16 protein-coding genes and 2 pseudogenes are annotated in these 15279 nt (G+C 48.9%); 9 read left to right on the top strand and 9 right to left on the bottom strand.

Annotated features, from left to right (window positions below; all coding sequences use genetic code 11):
- Window positions 1–37: 37 nt before the first annotated feature.
- Together dadX and dadA are read right to left on the bottom strand one after the other, a co-directional pair.
- Window positions 38–1108, bottom strand: coding sequence for a catabolic alanine racemase DadX (gene dadX, locus A9180_RS10820; RefSeq protein ID WP_064528686.1), 1071 nt, complete (start codon window positions 1106–1108; stop codon window positions 38–40).
- 9 nt (window positions 1109–1117) lie between these two features.
- Window positions 1118–2416, bottom strand: a complete 1299-nt coding sequence (gene dadA, locus A9180_RS10815; protein WP_064528684.1) for a D-amino acid dehydrogenase — start codon at window positions 2414–2416, stop codon at window positions 1118–1120.
- Between the two features lie 329 nt (window positions 2417–2745).
- Here dadA and A9180_RS10810 point away from each other — a divergent pair, with 329 nt between their 5' ends.
- Window positions 2746–4278: a SpoVR family protein gene (locus A9180_RS10810; RefSeq protein WP_064528682.1), complete on the top strand. Its 1533-nt coding sequence runs from the start codon at window positions 2746–2748 to the stop codon at window positions 4276–4278.
- Window positions 4279–4438: 160 nt separating this feature from the next.
- Here A9180_RS10810 and fadR read toward each other — a convergent pair whose 3' ends face one another.
- Window positions 4439–5158: a fatty acid metabolism transcriptional regulator FadR gene (gene fadR / locus A9180_RS10805; RefSeq protein WP_064528680.1), complete on the bottom strand. Its 720-nt coding sequence runs from the start codon at window positions 5156–5158 to the stop codon at window positions 4439–4441.
- Window positions 5159–5378: 220 nt separating this feature from the next.
- On the opposite strand from fadR, the gene nhaB reads away from it, so the two are divergent.
- Window positions 5379–6920, top strand: coding sequence for a Na(+)/H(+) antiporter NhaB (gene nhaB, locus A9180_RS10800; protein ID WP_064528678.1), 1542 nt, complete (start codon window positions 5379–5381; stop codon window positions 6918–6920).
- A 145-nt stretch (window positions 6921–7065) separates the two neighbouring features.
- The gene (gene dsbB / locus A9180_RS10795; protein ID WP_064528676.1) at window positions 7066–7596 is read left to right on the top strand and encodes a disulfide bond formation protein DsbB; all 531 of its coding nucleotides are present in this window, start codon (window positions 7066–7068) and stop codon (window positions 7594–7596) included.
- A 45-nt stretch (window positions 7597–7641) separates the two neighbouring features.
- Here dsbB and umuC read toward each other — a convergent pair whose 3' ends face one another.
- From umuC to A9180_RS10765, 5 genes are all read right to left on the bottom strand, one after another.
- The gene (gene umuC, locus A9180_RS10790; protein ID WP_064528674.1) at window positions 7642–8910 is read right to left on the bottom strand and encodes a DNA polymerase V catalytic protein; all 1269 of its coding nucleotides are present in this window, start codon (window positions 8908–8910) and stop codon (window positions 7642–7644) included.
- Window positions 8910–9329, bottom strand: coding sequence for a translesion error-prone DNA polymerase V autoproteolytic subunit (locus A9180_RS10785; RefSeq protein WP_064528672.1), 420 nt, complete (start codon window positions 9327–9329; stop codon window positions 8910–8912). The genes umuC and A9180_RS10785 overlap by 1 nt, the downstream gene beginning before the upstream one ends.
- Before the next feature lie 1035 nt (window positions 9330–10364).
- Complete coding sequence (locus A9180_RS10775; protein WP_064528835.1) at window positions 10365–10811, bottom strand: YcgN family cysteine cluster protein; 447 nt, start codon at window positions 10809–10811, stop codon at window positions 10365–10367.
- 90 nt (window positions 10812–10901) lie between these two features.
- Window positions 10902–11561 carry a fumarylacetoacetate hydrolase family protein gene (locus tag A9180_RS10770; protein ID WP_064528670.1) on the bottom strand — a complete coding sequence of 220 codons (660 nt, stop codon included), beginning with the start codon at window positions 11559–11561 and terminating at the stop codon, window positions 10902–10904.
- Between the two features lie 70 nt (window positions 11562–11631).
- Window positions 11632–11925 carry a YcgL domain-containing protein gene (locus A9180_RS10765; protein WP_064528668.1) on the bottom strand — a complete coding sequence of 98 codons (294 nt, stop codon included), beginning with the start codon at window positions 11923–11925 and terminating at the stop codon, window positions 11632–11634.
- A 125-nt stretch (window positions 11926–12050) separates the two neighbouring features.
- On the opposite strand from A9180_RS10765, the gene minC reads away from it, so the two are divergent.
- The 6 genes and pseudogenes from minC to A9180_RS10735 all read left to right on the top strand — a co-directional run bounded on the left by minC (window position 12051) and on the right by A9180_RS10735 (window position 14988).
- A complete protein-coding gene (gene minC, locus A9180_RS10760) occupies window positions 12051–12746 on the top strand; it encodes a septum site-determining protein MinC (protein WP_064528666.1) in 696 nt (231 codons plus the stop codon).
- A 23-nt stretch (window positions 12747–12769) separates the two neighbouring features.
- Window positions 12770–13582, top strand: coding sequence for a septum site-determining protein MinD (gene minD / locus A9180_RS10755; RefSeq protein ID WP_064528664.1), 813 nt, complete (start codon window positions 12770–12772; stop codon window positions 13580–13582).
- A gap of 3 nt (window positions 13583–13585) precedes the next feature.
- Window positions 13586–13852, top strand: a complete 267-nt coding sequence (minE, locus tag A9180_RS10750) for a cell division topological specificity factor MinE (protein WP_001185664.1) — start codon at window positions 13586–13588, stop codon at window positions 13850–13852.
- 320 nt (window positions 13853–14172) lie between these two features.
- Window positions 14173–14303 (top strand): annotated as a pseudogene (locus A9180_RS25010) (hypothetical protein); the annotation flags it as partial.
- A 1-nt stretch (window position 14304) separates the two neighbouring features.
- On the top strand, window positions 14305–14649 hold the full coding sequence (locus tag A9180_RS10740) for a YMGG-like glycine zipper-containing protein (protein ID WP_064528662.1): 345 nt from the start codon (window positions 14305–14307) through the stop codon (window positions 14647–14649).
- 3 nt (window positions 14650–14652) lie between these two features.
- Window positions 14653–14988, top strand: coding sequence for a YmgD family protein (locus tag A9180_RS10735; protein ID WP_074399524.1), 336 nt, complete (start codon window positions 14653–14655; stop codon window positions 14986–14988).
- A gap of 57 nt (window positions 14989–15045) precedes the next feature.
- Here the strand turns inward: A9180_RS10735 and A9180_RS25005 are convergent.
- Window positions 15046–15153 (bottom strand): annotated as a pseudogene (locus A9180_RS25005) (autotransporter outer membrane beta-barrel domain-containing protein); the annotation flags it as partial.
- Window positions 15154–15279: the final 126 nt, after the last annotated feature.

Below are 15279 nucleotides of genomic sequence, written 5' to 3'. Positions count from 1 at the left end.
ATGCGACGCTGGTTGCATCGTATCCGGCCACAACACGTTACACCGTCACAACAGGCACACGTAACGCCAGCGCGCACATCAACTCATAGCCAACGGTTCCGGCAGCGGCGGCGACATCATCAATTTTGATTTCTTTGCCCCACAACTCAACCGGTGTACCAATTCCCGCCTGCGGGCAAGGTGTTAAATCTACCGCCAGCATATCCATCGAGACAGTCCCCACCGTTATGGTGCGCACGCCGTCCACCAAAACCGGTGTACCGGTTGGCGCATGACGCGGATAACCGTCGGCGTATCCGGCGGCAACAATGCCAATTCGCTGTTCATCACGCACGGTATAGCGACCACCATAGCCCACACGATCTCCCGCTTTTAGCGTCTGGATCCCAATTATCTCGCTGCTTAACGTCATTACCGGACGTAATCCGGTATTGGCGATATCACGCCACTGACCGGACGGTGATGCACCATACAAAACAATCCCCGGACGCACCCAGTCAAAATGCGCTTCCGGATGCCACAACGTCGCCGCTGAATTAGACAACGAGCGTCGACACTCAAGTCCTTCCGCCGCCTGGTCAACACGCGCCATCGCCTCGGTGATCCCATCAGGATGCTCGGCCTCGGCAAAATGCGACATCAAGGTCATTTCGCCAACATTAGCCATCGCCCGCAGTTGCTGCCAGACGGTGGACACGCGATCGGGCAGGAAGCCCAGCCGACTCATTCCACTGTTTACTTTAAGATAAATATCCAGTGGTGCTTTTAGTCGCGCGATTTGCAACGCTTTGAGCTGCCAGTTACTGTGAACACAGGTAGTCAGGCGATACTGGTCATAAATCTCCAGATCCTGGGCGTGGAAAAAGCCTTCCAACATGAGGATTGGCCCTTTCCAGCCTCGCTCACGTAGGGTAATGGCCTCTTCCAGATTAAGTAAGGCAAAGCCATCGGTCGCCCCGAGCGCACTCCAGATACGCTCAATGCCGTGCCCATACGCGTTCGCTTTTACCACCGACCAGACACGCGCGTGCGGCGCAGCCTGGCGGACAATGTTCAGATTCTGTTTTAATGCCTGTAGATCGAGGCTGGCCTGTATCGGTCTGGTCATCTCGATTCCTTAGCTGTGCGCGCCATGTAAATGGCCCGGGCGTGATGGTGCAAATCCACGGTTGTAGCGCGCTACGCTTAAATCCTCATACGGGATAGCGGGCGTGCGACCAGAGAGCAGATCGCTTAACAACTGACCGGAACCGCAAGCCATCGTCCAGCCGAGCGTGCCGTGACCGGTATTCAGCCACAGATTTTTGAAGCGTGTGCGACCAACAATCGGCGTGCCGTCTGGCGTCATCGGGCGCAGACCGGTCCAGAACGTGGCCTGCTCGACATGACCGCCACGCGGATAGAGATCGCGAACTACCATTTCCAGCGTTTCACGACGCGGCTGTAACAGTTCAGTATTAAAGCCAACAATTTCCGCCATTCCGCCGACGCGGATACGGTTATCGAAACGGGTAATGGCGATTTTGTAGGTTTCATCAAGAATGGTGGACACCGGCGCACCATCTTCCTGCGCAATCGGAATGGTCAGGGAATACCCCTTCAGCGGATATACAGGAATATCAACAATGTCTTTAAGCATCGCCGTCGAGTAAGAACCAAACGCCATAACATACGCATCGGCCTTAATCACTTCATCACCACACTTCACGCCGTAGATTTGTTCGCCGTCACAAAGCAGCTGATCAACTGGCGTATTAAAGCGGAATTTAACCCCCGCCTGCTCCGCCATCCTCGCCAGATTCTGGGTAAACATCTGGCAGTCTCCGGTTTCGTCATTAGGCAGTTGCAGACCGCCGGTCAGTTTATGCGCCACTTCCGCCAGCGCGGGCTCCACTTCTGCCAGGCGGCTGGACTCCAGTAATTTGTACGGCACACCAGCATCTTCCAGCACGGCGATATCGCGAGTGGCGTTTTCATACTGTTGTTCAGTACGGAACAGTTGCAGCGTCCCGCCCTGCCGCCCTTCATACTGGATATTTGTCTCTGCGCGTAATGCTTTCAGGCAATCACGGCTGTATTCCGCCAGGCGCACCATCCGCCCTTTATTTTCCATATAGTGGCTGGTGTCGCAGTTACGTAACATTTGCCACATCCATTTCAACTGGAACTGCGTACCATCGAGACGAACAGCCAGCGGCGCATGGCGCTGAAACATCCATTTAATCGCTTTTAAAGGCACGCCTGGTGCCGCCCACGGCGCGGCATATCCCGGGGAGATTTGCCCGGCATTCGCTGCGCTGGTTTCAAGAGCCGCCCCCGGTTCCCGATCAATGACGGTGACCTCATGTCCTGCCTGATTCAGATACCAGGCGCTGGCAACGCCTACCACACCACTTCCCAGTATGACAACTCGCATAGCCACTCCGATAACGGTAGATACAGTAAAAGAATAATAATCTAATTACATCTTGATAACTCAGTTGAAAATATTATTCAACATACTGATTTTTTATGGTGAGCTGGCTCACATCTCCCTGACACGGCGGGAATATGCTGTCTTTGGTATCTCCTGCTGAACGAGCTTTTTATCCAGCAGAAAATTCCGTTGAGAAGCTAATTATTGGCACTCCGATAATAAGAAATCGCAAAGAAAAAAATTCTCCGGTGACGCGGTTTTTAACAGGTGTTCTATGCTTGAAATGAGGCGTTCCACACAGAGAGCGCCGACAACAATGAGGTGCGCGTATGGCGACGATCGATTCTATGAATAAGGACACCACACGTTTGAGCGATGGACCCGACTGGACGTTCGACCTGCTGGATGTTTACCTTGCAGAGATAGACCGGGTGGCGAAACTCTATCGGCTGGATACCTACCCGCACCAGATTGAAGTGATCACTTCGGAACAGATGATGGATGCCTACTCCAGCGTCGGCATGCCGATTAACTATCCGCACTGGTCATTCGGTAAAAAGTTTATCGAAACCGAACGTCTGTATAAGCACGGCCAGCAAGGGCTGGCCTATGAAATCGTCATTAACTCCAACCCGTGTATCGCTTACCTGATGGAAGAGAACACCATCACCATGCAGGCACTAGTGATGGCACACGCCTGCTATGGACATAACTCTTTCTTCAAAAATAATTACTTATTCCGTAGCTGGACCGACGCCAGTTCGATCGTCGATTACCTGATTTTCGCGCGTAAATATATTACCGAGTGCGAAGAGCGTTATGGCGTTGATGAAGTAGAACGGCTGCTGGACTCCTGTCATGCCCTGATGAACTACGGTGTGGACCGTTACAAACGACCGCAAAAAATCTCTCTCCAGGAGGAGAAAGCCCGGCAGAAAAGTCGCGAAGAGTATCTGCAAAGTCAGGTCAACATGCTGTGGCGTACGCTGCCGAAGCGCGAGGAAGAGAAAACTGTTGCTGAAGCGCGCCGCTATCCTTCCGAGCCACAAGAAAACCTGCTTTATTTTATGGAGAAAAATGCGCCGCTGCTGGAATCATGGCAGCGTGAAATCCTGCGTATTGTGCGTAAAGTAAGCCAGTATTTTTATCCGCAGAAACAGACCCAGGTGATGAATGAAGGCTGGGCGACCTTCTGGCACTACACCATCCTTAACCATCTGTATGATGAAGGAAAAGTGACCGAACGCTTTATGCTGGAGTTTTTGCACAGCCACACCAATGTAGTTTTCCAGCCGCCCTATAACAGCCCGTGGTACAGCGGAATAAATCCGTATGCGCTTGGTTTCGCCATGTTCCAGGATATTAAACGGATTTGTCAGTCGCCGACAGAAGAAGACAAATACTGGTTCCCGGATATCGCCGGTTCTGACTGGCTGGAAACATTGCATTTTGCGATGCGTGATTTCAAAGATGAGAGCTTTATTAGCCAGTTCCTGTCACCTAAAGTGATGCGTGATTTTCGCTTCTTCACCGTTCAGGACGACGATCGCCATAATTATCTGGAAATTTCGGCCATTCATAATGAGGAAGGTTATCGGGAGATCCGTAACCGATTATCGTCGCAATATAACTTAAGTAATCTGGAACCGAACATTCAGATCTGGAACGTGGATTTACGCGGCGACCGTTCACTGACGCTGCGCTACATTCCGCATAACCGCGCTCCGCTGGACCGGGGGCGTAAAGAGGTGCTGAAGCATGTGCATCGTCTGTGGGGATTTGATGTGATGCTGGAACAGCAAAACGAAGATGGTAGCGTCGAGTTGCTGGAGCGTTGCCCGCCAAGAATGGGAAATCTGTAAATAACCCTCCTCATTTGAGGAGGGCTCATTTTTGCCGGATGTGGCGTAAATGCCCTATCCGGCCTACAAAGCATGGCAAATTCAATACATTGCAAAAACACGTAGGCCTGATAAGCGTAGCGCATCAGGCGATTATGCCTTTGTCATCAGGATGGCAAGATTATCGCCCCTGAATGGCTAAATCACCCGGCAGATTTTTCTGCATCCGATGCCATATCTCGCCACTCTCATGCCCATAGCGGCGCACTGTTTCGTAAACCTGATCATGCGCGCCTTCAGTGCACAGTACCGATAGCTTGTGGTAGAAGCCCAGTGCCAGGCTGCGCGCCTCCGGATTAGCGAAATAGTGACGACCTATTCGCGTATACAGCCCTTTCATCCCGTTGAGGATCAGACCGTAAATTGGGTTACCGGAAGCAAACGCCAGACCGCGGAAAATGTTGTAATCCAGGTCAGCAAAGGCGTCGGCGTGATCGGCCACTTCATTGGCGGTTGCCAGCACTTCTTGCGCTTTATCAGGATGCTGACGAAACGCGGTGCGAATAAAAATAGTCGAAATATTGGTACGCACTGACAGCAAATTATCAATAAGCTGCGGCACACTTTCGTGATCCAGTCGTGCCAGCGTCTCAAGAATATTCAACCCGGAGGTTTCCCAGAAATTATTCACTTTCGTCGGCTTGCCGTGTTGAATGGTCAACCAACCGTCTCGTGCCAGACGTTGTAACACTTCACGTAACGTAGTACGCGTTACGCCAATTAATTCTGAAAGTTCACGTTCTGCGGGCAAAATAGTCCCGGGAGGGAAGCGGTTATTCCAGATACTTTCAATAATGTACTCTTCCGCGAAACCCGCCGGGCTTTGCGCCTTAATGACCATAGTGAGATTTCCATAACACAGCAAAACAAAGTTGGACTCATCATACCAGAGGGCTAACTACGCTGATAGCAGACAAAAAGAAGAAAAAAGGGATCAAGGCTTCATTTTCCGCAAGTCTTCCCCTTGACTATCAATACTTGCCTCACTCCTGCCTGACCGTTAAGCTTTGCGCTTAAACATAAAAACATCATTGATTATTCGTAAGGTAAGGGAAACCATCATGGAGATCTCCTGGGGCCGCGCGCTATGGCGCAATTTTTTGGGCCAGTCCCCCGACTGGTACAAACTCGCCCTCATCATTTTCTTAATCGTAAATCCGTTAATTTTCCTCATCAGCCCTTTCGTCGCTGGCTGGTTGCTGGTAGCGGAATTTATTTTCACTCTGGCGATGGCCCTGAAATGCTACCCGCTGCTCCCCGGCGGCCTGTTGGCTATCGAAGCCGTCTTCATCGGTATGACCAGCGCGGAGCACGTCCGTGAAGAGGTGGCGGCGAATCTTGAAGTCTTGCTGCTACTGATGTTTATGGTGGCGGGCATCTATTTTATGAAACAGCTGTTGCTGTTCATTTTTACTCGCTTGCTATTAAGCATTCGCTCCAAAATGCTGCTATCGCTCTCTTTTTGCATGGCGGCGGCGTTTTTCTCCGCGTTCCTCGATGCCTTAACCGTCGTGGCGGTGGTGATCAGCGTTGCAGTAGGTTTTTATGGCATTTATCACCGTGTAGCCTCTTCCCGCACCGAAGATACCGACCTGCAAGACGATAGTCATATCGACCAGCATTACAAAGTTGTTCTGGAGCAGTTCCGTGGTTTCCTGCGTAGTCTGATGATGCACGCAGGCGTCGGTACCGCATTAGGTGGCGTGATGACCATGGTGGGTGAGCCGCAAAACCTGATTATCGCCAAAGCCGCTGGCTGGCATTTTGGCGATTTCTTCCTGCGCATGTCACCAGTGACCGTTCCGGTTCTGATTTGCGGCCTGTTAACTTGCCTGTTGGTGGAGAAGCTGCGTTGGTTTGGCTATGGTGAAACACTGCCGGAGAAAGTCCGCGAAGTGCTGCAACAGTTTGACGATCAAAGCCGCCGCCAGCGTACACGTCAGGATAAAATTCGGCTGATTGTCCAGGCGATTATCGGTGTCTGGCTGGTGACTGCGCTGGCGTTGCATCTGGCAGAAGTGGGGCTGATTGGTTTGTCGGTCATTATTCTGGCGACATCACTGAGTGGTGTGACCGATGAGCATGCTATCGGTAAAGCCTTCACCGAATCTCTGCCATTCACCGCACTGTTGACCGTCTTTTTCTCGGTAGTCGCAGTAATTATCGACCAGCAGCTGTTCTCCCCGATTATCCAGTTTGTGCTGCAAGCATCGGAACACGCACAGCTGTCGTTGTTCTATATTTTCAACGGCCTGCTGTCATCCATTTCGGATAACGTCTTCGTAGGGACGATTTATATCAACGAAGCGAAAGCGGCAATGGAAAGCGGCGCTATCACGTTGAAGCAATACGAGCTGCTGGCGGTCGCCATTAATACCGGCACCAACCTGCCCTCTGTCGCTACGCCGAACGGTCAGGCTGCATTCTTGTTCCTGCTGACTTCCGCACTCGCGCCATTGATTCGCCTCTCTTACGGCCGCATGGTGTGGATGGCCCTGCCTTATACCCTCGTACTGACTCTCGTCGGACTGCTCTGTGTCGAGTTTACTCTTGCCCCTGCAACCGAATGGTTTATGCAGATGGGGTGGATAGCAGTACTTTGATAATAACTGACCGGGCATATTGATGCCCGGTTTGCCTTTTCGCCCGATAATTGTTCGATTACGATCGATTTTTGATTCCCCCTGGTGGCGCAGCGAATGAATTGGTTTAAACTGCGCATTCTATGCATATTGCAGGGATATTATTATGTTGCGATTTTTGAACCAATGTTCACAGGGTCGGGGTGCGTGGCTGTTAATGGCGTTTACCGCTCTGGCACTGGAACTGACGGCGCTGTGGTTCCAGCATGTGATGTTACTTAAACCTTGCGTGCTTTGTATTTATGAACGCTGCGCGTTATTCGGCGTTCTGGGTGCCGCGCTGATTGGCGCTATTGCTCCGAAAACTCCGCTGCGTTATGTGGCGATGATTATCTGGTTATACAGTGCGTTCCGCGGTGTGCAGTTAACTTACGAACACACCATGCTTCAACTCTATCCTTCTCCGTTTGCGACCTGTGATTTTATGGTTCGCTTCCCGGACTGGCTGCCGCTGGACAAATGGGTGCCGCAAGTGTTTGTCGCCTCTGGCGATTGTGCCGAACGTCAGTGGGAGTTTTTAGGTCTGGAAATGCCACAGTGGCTGCTCGGTATCTTTGTCGCTTACCTGATTGTTGCGGTTCTGGTGGTAATTTCCCAGCCGTTTAAAGCGAAAAAACGGGACCTGTTTGGTCGCTAATCAATTCGGCGCTCCTGCGGGAGCGTCTTTTTCCTGCCGCTATGTTTACTTGACCCTCAGTAAATCAGAACTTCGCGTTGTATAACGTGGTGAAAGCATGGCACGCTTCATCTGCCATTGTTGCTGGATACCCTGCCCGGCAAAATAGAGTGTTCTCCTGCCATCCTTAGCATTCAGCATATCCATTACCGCCATCAATTGTTCACTACCGGGACGCGGTGCGTTGTCATCGAACAAATTGAGCTGCGCCACTCCCTGACTGAAGAAATCGCCCAGCATCACGCCCGCTTTTTGGTAGCGATGACCCGCTTGCCAGATGGTGTCCAGACAGCGCGTAGCTGCGTTAATAATGTCTCTGCTGTCCTGGGTAGGCGTCAGCAGTTTTACCGAAGCACTATTGCCATAATAGGATTCATTGAGCGCAAATGGCGACGTTTTAATAAACGAGGAGATAAACCGACAATATTGATGCTCACTGCGGAGTTTTTCCGCCGCCCGGGCAGCGTAACTACAAATGGCCTGCCGTATCGATTCATAATCCGTGATACGTTCGCCAAACGAGCGGGAACAGATAATTTCCTGCCTGGCCGGTGCAAGTTCTTCCAGCTGTAAACAGGGTTCGCCGCGCAGTTCACGCACCGTTCGTTCGAGCACCACATTAAAGTGTTTACGAATAAACCGGATATCTGTATCCGCCAAATCCAGAACGGTTTTGATACCCATCGCGTTCAATTTTTTGCTGATGCGCCGTCCAATTCCCCACACTTCATCTACAGGTAAAGCGGCCATTAATTTACGCTGGCGTTCCAGATTGGATAAATCCACCACCCCACCGGTCTGCCGCTGCCATTTTTTTGCCGCATGATTGGCAAGCTTTGCCAGCGTTTTGGTCTGGGCGATACCCACCCCCACGGTGAGATGCGTGCGTTGCAGTACCGTTGCGCGAATTTCTCTGCCAAAGTCAGTGAGATCGCGGCAATTACGTACCCCCGTCAAATCGCAGAACGCTTCATCAATACTGTAAATCTCCACGCGAGGAGACAGCTCTTCCAGCGTCGACATCACCCGATTGCTCATGTCTGCGTAAAGCTCATAATTGCTGCTAAAGCAGACAACGCCACAGCGACGAAACAGATCTTTTTGTTTGAACCAGGGATCGCCCATTTTGACACCCAGCGCCTTTGCCTCAGCATTTCGGGCAATAACGCAACCGTCGTTATTAGATAGTACAACCACCGGTTTACCCCATAAGTCAGGGCGAAACACCGCTTCACAACTGGCATAAAACGAGTTCACATCGCAAAGGGCAAACATCAGCGCATCGCCTTTATTACATGGACAACTACGCCAAAGACATCCAGCGTATCCTCGCTGCTGAGGGTAATCGGTGAGTACGCGCTATTCATAGGAATAAGCTGTACCGTCGGGCGCAACTGCAATTTTTTCACCGTAAACTCGCCATCAACAGCAGCGATGACGATATCACCGTGGCTGGCGGTAAGAGCGCTATCGACGATCAATAAATCACCGTCACTAATCCCACCTTCAATCATGGAGTCACCGCTCGCTTTGACGAAGTAAGTCGCGCTGGGATGCTGAATAAGCAATTGATTCAGATCGATACGCTGTTCAACGTAATCCGCTGCCGGTGAAGGAAAGCCACATTGAACAAGATCACTAAATAGCGGAAAAGTCACAATTTCGCGGAGATCCGCAGGCTTGATAAACAACATAATAATCTGCCTGAAGTAACACTGTTTTTATATACAGTAGTCTGTTCTTGTCAGCAGATCAATACTGATTCAGGCTATCAATATCTGTCGCTGCGTAGGCTGATCCTTAATAGTCGCTATGACTGCTTAACGTAATGCTGGCGACATTAATCACCTATCGCAACGTTACGTCAGTCTTATGTACCCCTGACCAGTCTCTGCTGCACACCGATTACCGCCCCACTGTTAACCGTCTGAACGCTGTATGGATATGTCGGTAAGCATTACCTAAAATTACGGTTAATTTTATAGTTTAAACCTTTTTTATTTATTAGTAAGATACCTGTGCTTCCAAAAAAGCTGGGAAATTCAACAACTCTTGGAAATTTTTGGACCTTGTCCCGCGGCTCCAATCCGACAGCCGCGTTTCTTTTCGCTTTCTGCAAGCATATTCACGAGTATCTTTATATCAACGACCTGTAACACAGGCTGTGTGAGCGGATATATAACAAAGTCGTTTAATGTACAAATTTACCGTCTTTCGCTTTATATCCACCAGGACACCTAAGGAGAATAACCATGCTTGTTCAGGCGGTCTAATGAATGTGTCCATCGGTTACGGCATTTGAATTATAGTCATAACGCAGATTATCGTTTTTCGCGTGCTGCTATTTCCTCAGAAACAGCGATGACGTGCTCACTTTTTAGCTCGGAATTTTTTTGCAGGATTCAGGATTAATACTTCAGTCCACCAGTAAAAATATTTTATAATCAATAAAGAAGCATAAACTAACGAGATACTCGTTTTCATAAACGTCGACAGAGTCAGACTGATAACGCTATTTTATATTATCATCAACAATTAATTTCTGACTGCAATAATTATAATATCGATCCTCCAATATACCGCCATCCCCAACTTCATCGCGGCACTCTGGCGACACACCTGGAAAATCTGGTTTATTTATTCCTCGGTAGCAAATCGCTAACACACTGTACGCCAGACCTTGTTATTGATGACCAGAATACCGCAAGCTGCTGCTTGACTGATGCTGGTTATTGCGCCCAGTCAGGTTTATTTAAGATATGGTCCTGCCAGTCCATCACTTCCGATTCTTTCACCGCGATATGGCGCACTGAAATGCGTTCGCCATGCATGGCTGCTTTTGAACCGGTAAGTAGCGGATGCCACGCAGGTAAATCTTTACCCTCCGCCAACAAGCGATAAGCACAAGTCAACGGTAGCCATTCGAACGTGGGCAGATTTTCACGAGTTAATTTAATGCAGTCGGGTTCAAACTCGAAGCGGCGTTCGTAGTTCCGACATTGACAGGTTTTAATATTGAGCTGACGGCAGGCGACGTTAGTGAAGTAGATTTCGTCGGTGTCTTCATCCATCAGTTTATGCAGACAGCACTGACCACAACCATCACACAACGACTCCCATTCTGCATCGCTCATTTCATCCAGGGTTTTACTTTGCCAGAAAGGTACATCGCTCATCAGGTGTTCCACCATTACGTTAAAACGCACCTTATAACCAGTCTGGCACGGCGATGCAAGCTTTGCCGCCCCTTTCAGGCGGCAAAAGTATTACAAAACGCGAGTTGTCAAAGAATGGCCATCAAACGTGACAGTCAATTCATCACCGCTGTGTAGCGGGCCAACACCATCAGGCGTACCGGTCAGCACAACGTCACCGGCCTTAAGGGTAAAAAACTTGCTCATATAAGCAATCAGTGGAACGATTTTGTGGATCATGTCCGCAGTCGTCCCTTGTTGGCGTTGTTCGCCGTTTACACTTAGACCCAGTGACGTATTTTGTGGATCACCGGTGAACTCTGCTGCAGGAATAAACCCAGAAAGTGGACAAGAGTTATCAAACCCTTTGGCCTTTTCCCACGGCTGTCCGGCTTTCTTCATTTTTCCCTGAACATCACGTAATGTCAGATCGAGCGCCACACCGTAACCTGCAATAGCCTTGCGCACATGCTCTTCCGTGGCCTGACGTAGCGTTGCGCCAATCAACACAGCCAGTTCAACTTCATGGTGAACCGAGCCGAAATCAGAGGGGATAGCCAGGGGCTGGCGCAGATCACACAGTGCCGTTTCAGGTTTAATAAACAACACGGGCTCTTCGGGTACTTCACTCCCCATCTCTTTGATATGTTTGGCATAGTTACTGCCAACACAGACGACCTTACTCACCGGATAATCCAGCAGCGCACCTTGCCAGTTGTGATGTTGATACATAACGTTCCTCTCACTTCATCGTGGTTCTTAAACCCGCTCCAACGAATATGATGCCACCGCCGGATATCGGTTATTTATTAGTACTGTCTGTATTTTTCGCCATCACAGAAAGATGTTGTTTAAGCAAATCTTCGGGTGGTGGTGGTAACTGGAGATAATAACCTTGCTCGGCTAATGCCTGTTTAACTTTCTCAATATCGGCATTAACCAGTTTTTTCCGCCCATCCAATGGCAGAATCATCGCAAGTTGAGGTTGGCCAAACCCTTTCATCAGTTCCTCTGGAACACGCGAAAAATCGTCTTTTTTTTCGACATATAAATAGGTCTGGTCACGTTTGCTACTTCGATAGATCACACAAAACATAATTTTACTCTGAATAAATGTGGGGGTGACTTGCCTCAATATAATCCAGACTATAACATGCCTTATAGTCTTCGTAATATCATCGCTCGCTGATGATGATAATTAGCTAATTGAGTAAGGCCAGGATGTCAAACACGCCAATCGAGCTTAAAGGTAGCAACTTCACCTTATCAGTGGTTCATCTGCATGAGGCAGAGCCTAAGATTATTCATCAAGCGCTGGAAGACAAAATCGCTCAGGCCCCCGCATTTTTAAAGCACGCCCCCGTCGTACTCAATGTCAGTGGCCTCGAAGATCTGGTCAACTGGTCAGCAATGCACAAAGCTATCTCAGCAACTGGCTTGCGGATAATTGGCGTCAGCGGTTGCAAAAATGCGAAACTGAAAGCTGAAATAGAAAAGATGGGGCTACCAATCCTGACTGAAGGAAAGGAAAAAGCGCCACGTTCAGCTCCCGTTCCCCAGGCTCCAGCGCAAAATACGATCCCGGACACAAAAACACGTTTAATAGATACACCTGTGCGTTCCGGTCAGCGCATTTATGCGCCACAATGTGATTTGATTGTTACAAGTAATGTAAGTGCAGGAGCAGAATTGATCGCGGATGGTAACATTCATGTCTATGGCATGATGCGCGGTCGTGCGCTGGCGGGAGCAAGTGGTGACCGGGAAGCGCAAATATTTTGTACTAACCTGATGGCCGAACTAGTATCTATTGCTGGTGAATACTGGCTGAGTGATAAAATCCCAGTAGAATTTTATGGCAAAGCGGCACGGCTGCAATTAGTCGAAAACGCTTTGACCGTTCAATCGTTAAATTGATCCCTTTTTAACAAGGAATTTTTATGGCACGCATTATTGTTGTTACTTCGGGGAAAGGGGGCGTTGGAAAGACCACCTCCAGCGCGGCCATCGCCACTGGTTTGGCCCAGAAGGGAAAGAAAACTGTCGTGATCGATTTTGATATCGGCTTGCGTAATCTCGACCTGATTATGGGTTGTGAGCGTCGGGTCGTGTACGATTTCGTCAACGTCATTCAGGGCGATGCAACGCTAAATCAGGCGCTAATTAAGGATAAGCGTACTGATAACCTCTATATTCTCCCGGCATCGCAAACTCGCGATAAAGATGCCCTCACCCGCGAAGGGGTGGCCAAAGTTCTTGATGATCTAAAAGCGATGGACTTTGAGTTTATCGTTTGTGACTCACCGGCGGGTATTGAAACCGGTGCATTAATGGCTCTTTATTTCGCCGATGAGGCCATTATTACCACGAACCCGGAAGTCTCTTCAGTTCGTGACTCTGACCGTATTTTAGGTATTCTGGCGTCGAAATCACGTCGCGCAGAAAACGGCGAAGAACCCATTAAAGAGCACCTGCTGTTAACGCGCTATAACCCTGGTCGCGTGCACAGAGGAGACATGCTGAGTATGGAAGACGTACTGGAAATCCTGCGCATCAAACTCGTCGGTGTGATCCCGGAGGACCAATCCGTATTGCGCGCCTCTAACCAGGGTGAACCGGTCATTCTCGACATCAATGCCGATGCGGGTAAAGCCTACGCAGATACCGTAGAACGCCTGTTGGGTGAAGAACGCCCTTTCCGCTTCATTGAAGAAGAGAAGAAAGGCTTCCTCAAACGCTTGTTCGGAGGATAAGTTATGGCATTACTCGATTTCTTTCTCTCACGGAAGAAAAACACGGCCAACATTGCAAAAGAACGGCTGCAGATCATTGTTGCTGAACGTCGTCGCAGCGATGCAGAACCACACTATCTGCCGCAGTTGCGTAAAGATATTCTTGATGTCATTTGTAAATACGTACAAATTGATCCCGAGATGGTGACCGTACAACTTGAGCAAAAGGATGGCGATATTTCCATTCTTGAGCTTAACGTGACCTTACCAGAAGCAGAAGAGCTGAAATAAGCTGTATTAGCTCAAACCTAATCTGGCAGTTACCGGTTGTTTATACTGGTATCTGTCAGATTGCATTTGGTCTGAATTTTGCTCTCCCTTTCTATTGTCAGCTCAAATCGCCGCTAATTCACATTATTGCCACCAGAGCGAAATCACTTACCTTGCCTTTTCTGATAAATGTTTTTTACATTTAAATCACACAACAATATTGATATTTCAGATCGCCTAACTTTTATAATACCATGTTAACACCTGATGACACTTCTTGAAGAAAATATTTCAAATCAATGAGTTAATCCTTATTTGGGATTATTCCTATTCAAGCATAAAACACAATTACTATTATACCATTCGCGCTCATTTTGAATTATCTGAATAACAGAGAGCGCTCTTTAGTTAAGTAATATTAATTAAAGACGAAATTATTGTGTGTGCAACTTACTTAATACCGGACATCTAAGTTGAAGAAAAAAATACTCGCCTTCGGGCTTATCTCAGCATTGTTCTGCTCCGCGCCAGCGATGGCGGATATGAATCGCACTACGAAAGGCGCGCTGTTAGGTGCAGGCGTAGGTTTACTGACTGGCAATGGCGTTAATGGTGTTCTGAAAGGCGCTGCTGTAGGCGCGGGTGTTGGTGCGGTAACTGAAAAAGGCCGCGACGGTAAAAATGCCCGCAAAGGTGCGAAAGTGGGTGCTGCCGTTGGCGCAGTCACTGGCGTGTTGACCGGCAATGGTCTGGAAGGCGCGATTAAAGGTGCTGTGATTGGCGGCACGGGTGGTGCCATTCTGGGTAAAATGAAATAAGGAATGATGATGAAAAAATTTGCATTACTGGCGGGTCTGTTTGTTTTCGCACCAATGAGCTGGGCGCAGGACTACAATATTAAGAACGGTTTGCCAGCAGAAACCTATATTACTTGTGCTGAAGCCAACGAAATGGCAAAAACTGACAGCGCACAGGTTGCAGAAATTGTGGCTGTAATGGGTAACGCCAGCGTTACGAGCCGTGATTTAAAAATTGAGCAATCTCCGGAACTGAGTGCCAAAGTGGTAGAAAAACTGAACCAGGTTTGTGCTAAAGATCCGCAAATGCTGTTGATTACCGCCATTGATGACACCATGCGTGCCATTGGCAAAAAATAATCATTAATATAGTACCGCGCCGATTGATTCGGCGCGTTTTTTTAGCAGGCGGAGGAATCAGAACTTATATTTAAATCCCACCATAACTGCGGTGTCATTGTAGCCATTATTATCCTGTTGAACGCCAATATTTCCCCAAACGTCGGCTGCTGGATTCAAACCAGGTGAAACCATGATCATGATACGCGGGATACCATCAACAGGACATTAGCTCAATAAATGGTGGCTTAATCGTCAGGTCATGTCAGGATAGATAAGACGTTCACTGCCAGCAACACATTTAGCCGTTTT

Source organism: Escherichia sp. B1147, assembly GCF_001660175.1.
Classification (GTDB): Bacteria; Pseudomonadota; Gammaproteobacteria; order Enterobacterales; family Enterobacteriaceae; genus Escherichia; species Escherichia whittamii.
This window is presented reverse-complemented; position numbering and strand designations above follow the sequence as displayed.

Excerpts from the sequence above, each read along its gene's own strand:
- dadX (WP_064528686.1), bottom strand. The coding sequence starts at position 1,108 with ATGACCAGACCGATACAGGCCAGCCTCGATCTACAGGCATTAAAACAG.
- dadA (WP_064528684.1), bottom strand. The coding sequence starts at position 2,416 with ATGCGAGTTGTCATACTGGGAAGTGGTGTGGTAGGCGTTGCCAGCGCC.
- A9180_RS10810 (WP_064528682.1), top strand. The coding sequence starts at position 2,746 with ATGGCGACGATCGATTCTATGAATAAGGACACCACACGTTTGAGCGAT.
- fadR (WP_064528680.1), bottom strand. The coding sequence starts at position 5,158 with ATGGTCATTAAGGCGCAAAGCCCGGCGGGTTTCGCGGAAGAGTACATT.
- nhaB (WP_064528678.1), top strand. The coding sequence starts at position 5,379 with ATGGAGATCTCCTGGGGCCGCGCGCTATGGCGCAATTTTTTGGGCCAG.
- dsbB (WP_064528676.1), top strand. The coding sequence starts at position 7,066 with ATGTTGCGATTTTTGAACCAATGTTCACAGGGTCGGGGTGCGTGGCTG.
- umuC (WP_064528674.1), bottom strand. The coding sequence starts at position 8,910 with ATGTTTGCCCTTTGCGATGTGAACTCGTTTTATGCCAGTTGTGAAGCG.
- A9180_RS10785 (WP_064528672.1), bottom strand. The coding sequence starts at position 9,329 with ATGTTGTTTATCAAGCCTGCGGATCTCCGCGAAATTGTGACTTTTCCG.
- A9180_RS10775 (WP_064528835.1), bottom strand. The coding sequence starts at position 10,811 with ATGAGCGATGTACCTTTCTGGCAAAGTAAAACCCTGGATGAAATGAGC.
- A9180_RS10770 (WP_064528670.1), bottom strand. The coding sequence starts at position 11,561 with ATGTATCAACATCACAACTGGCAAGGTGCGCTGCTGGATTATCCGGTG.
- A9180_RS10765 (WP_064528668.1), bottom strand. The coding sequence starts at position 11,925 with ATGTTTTGTGTGATCTATCGAAGTAGCAAACGTGACCAGACCTATTTA.
- minC (WP_064528666.1), top strand. The coding sequence starts at position 12,051 with ATGTCAAACACGCCAATCGAGCTTAAAGGTAGCAACTTCACCTTATCA.
- minD (WP_064528664.1), top strand. The coding sequence starts at position 12,770 with ATGGCACGCATTATTGTTGTTACTTCGGGGAAAGGGGGCGTTGGAAAG.
- minE (WP_001185664.1), top strand. The coding sequence starts at position 13,586 with ATGGCATTACTCGATTTCTTTCTCTCACGGAAGAAAAACACGGCCAAC.
- A9180_RS10735 (WP_074399524.1), top strand. The coding sequence starts at position 14,653 with ATGATGATGAAAAAATTTGCATTACTGGCGGGTCTGTTTGTTTTCGCA.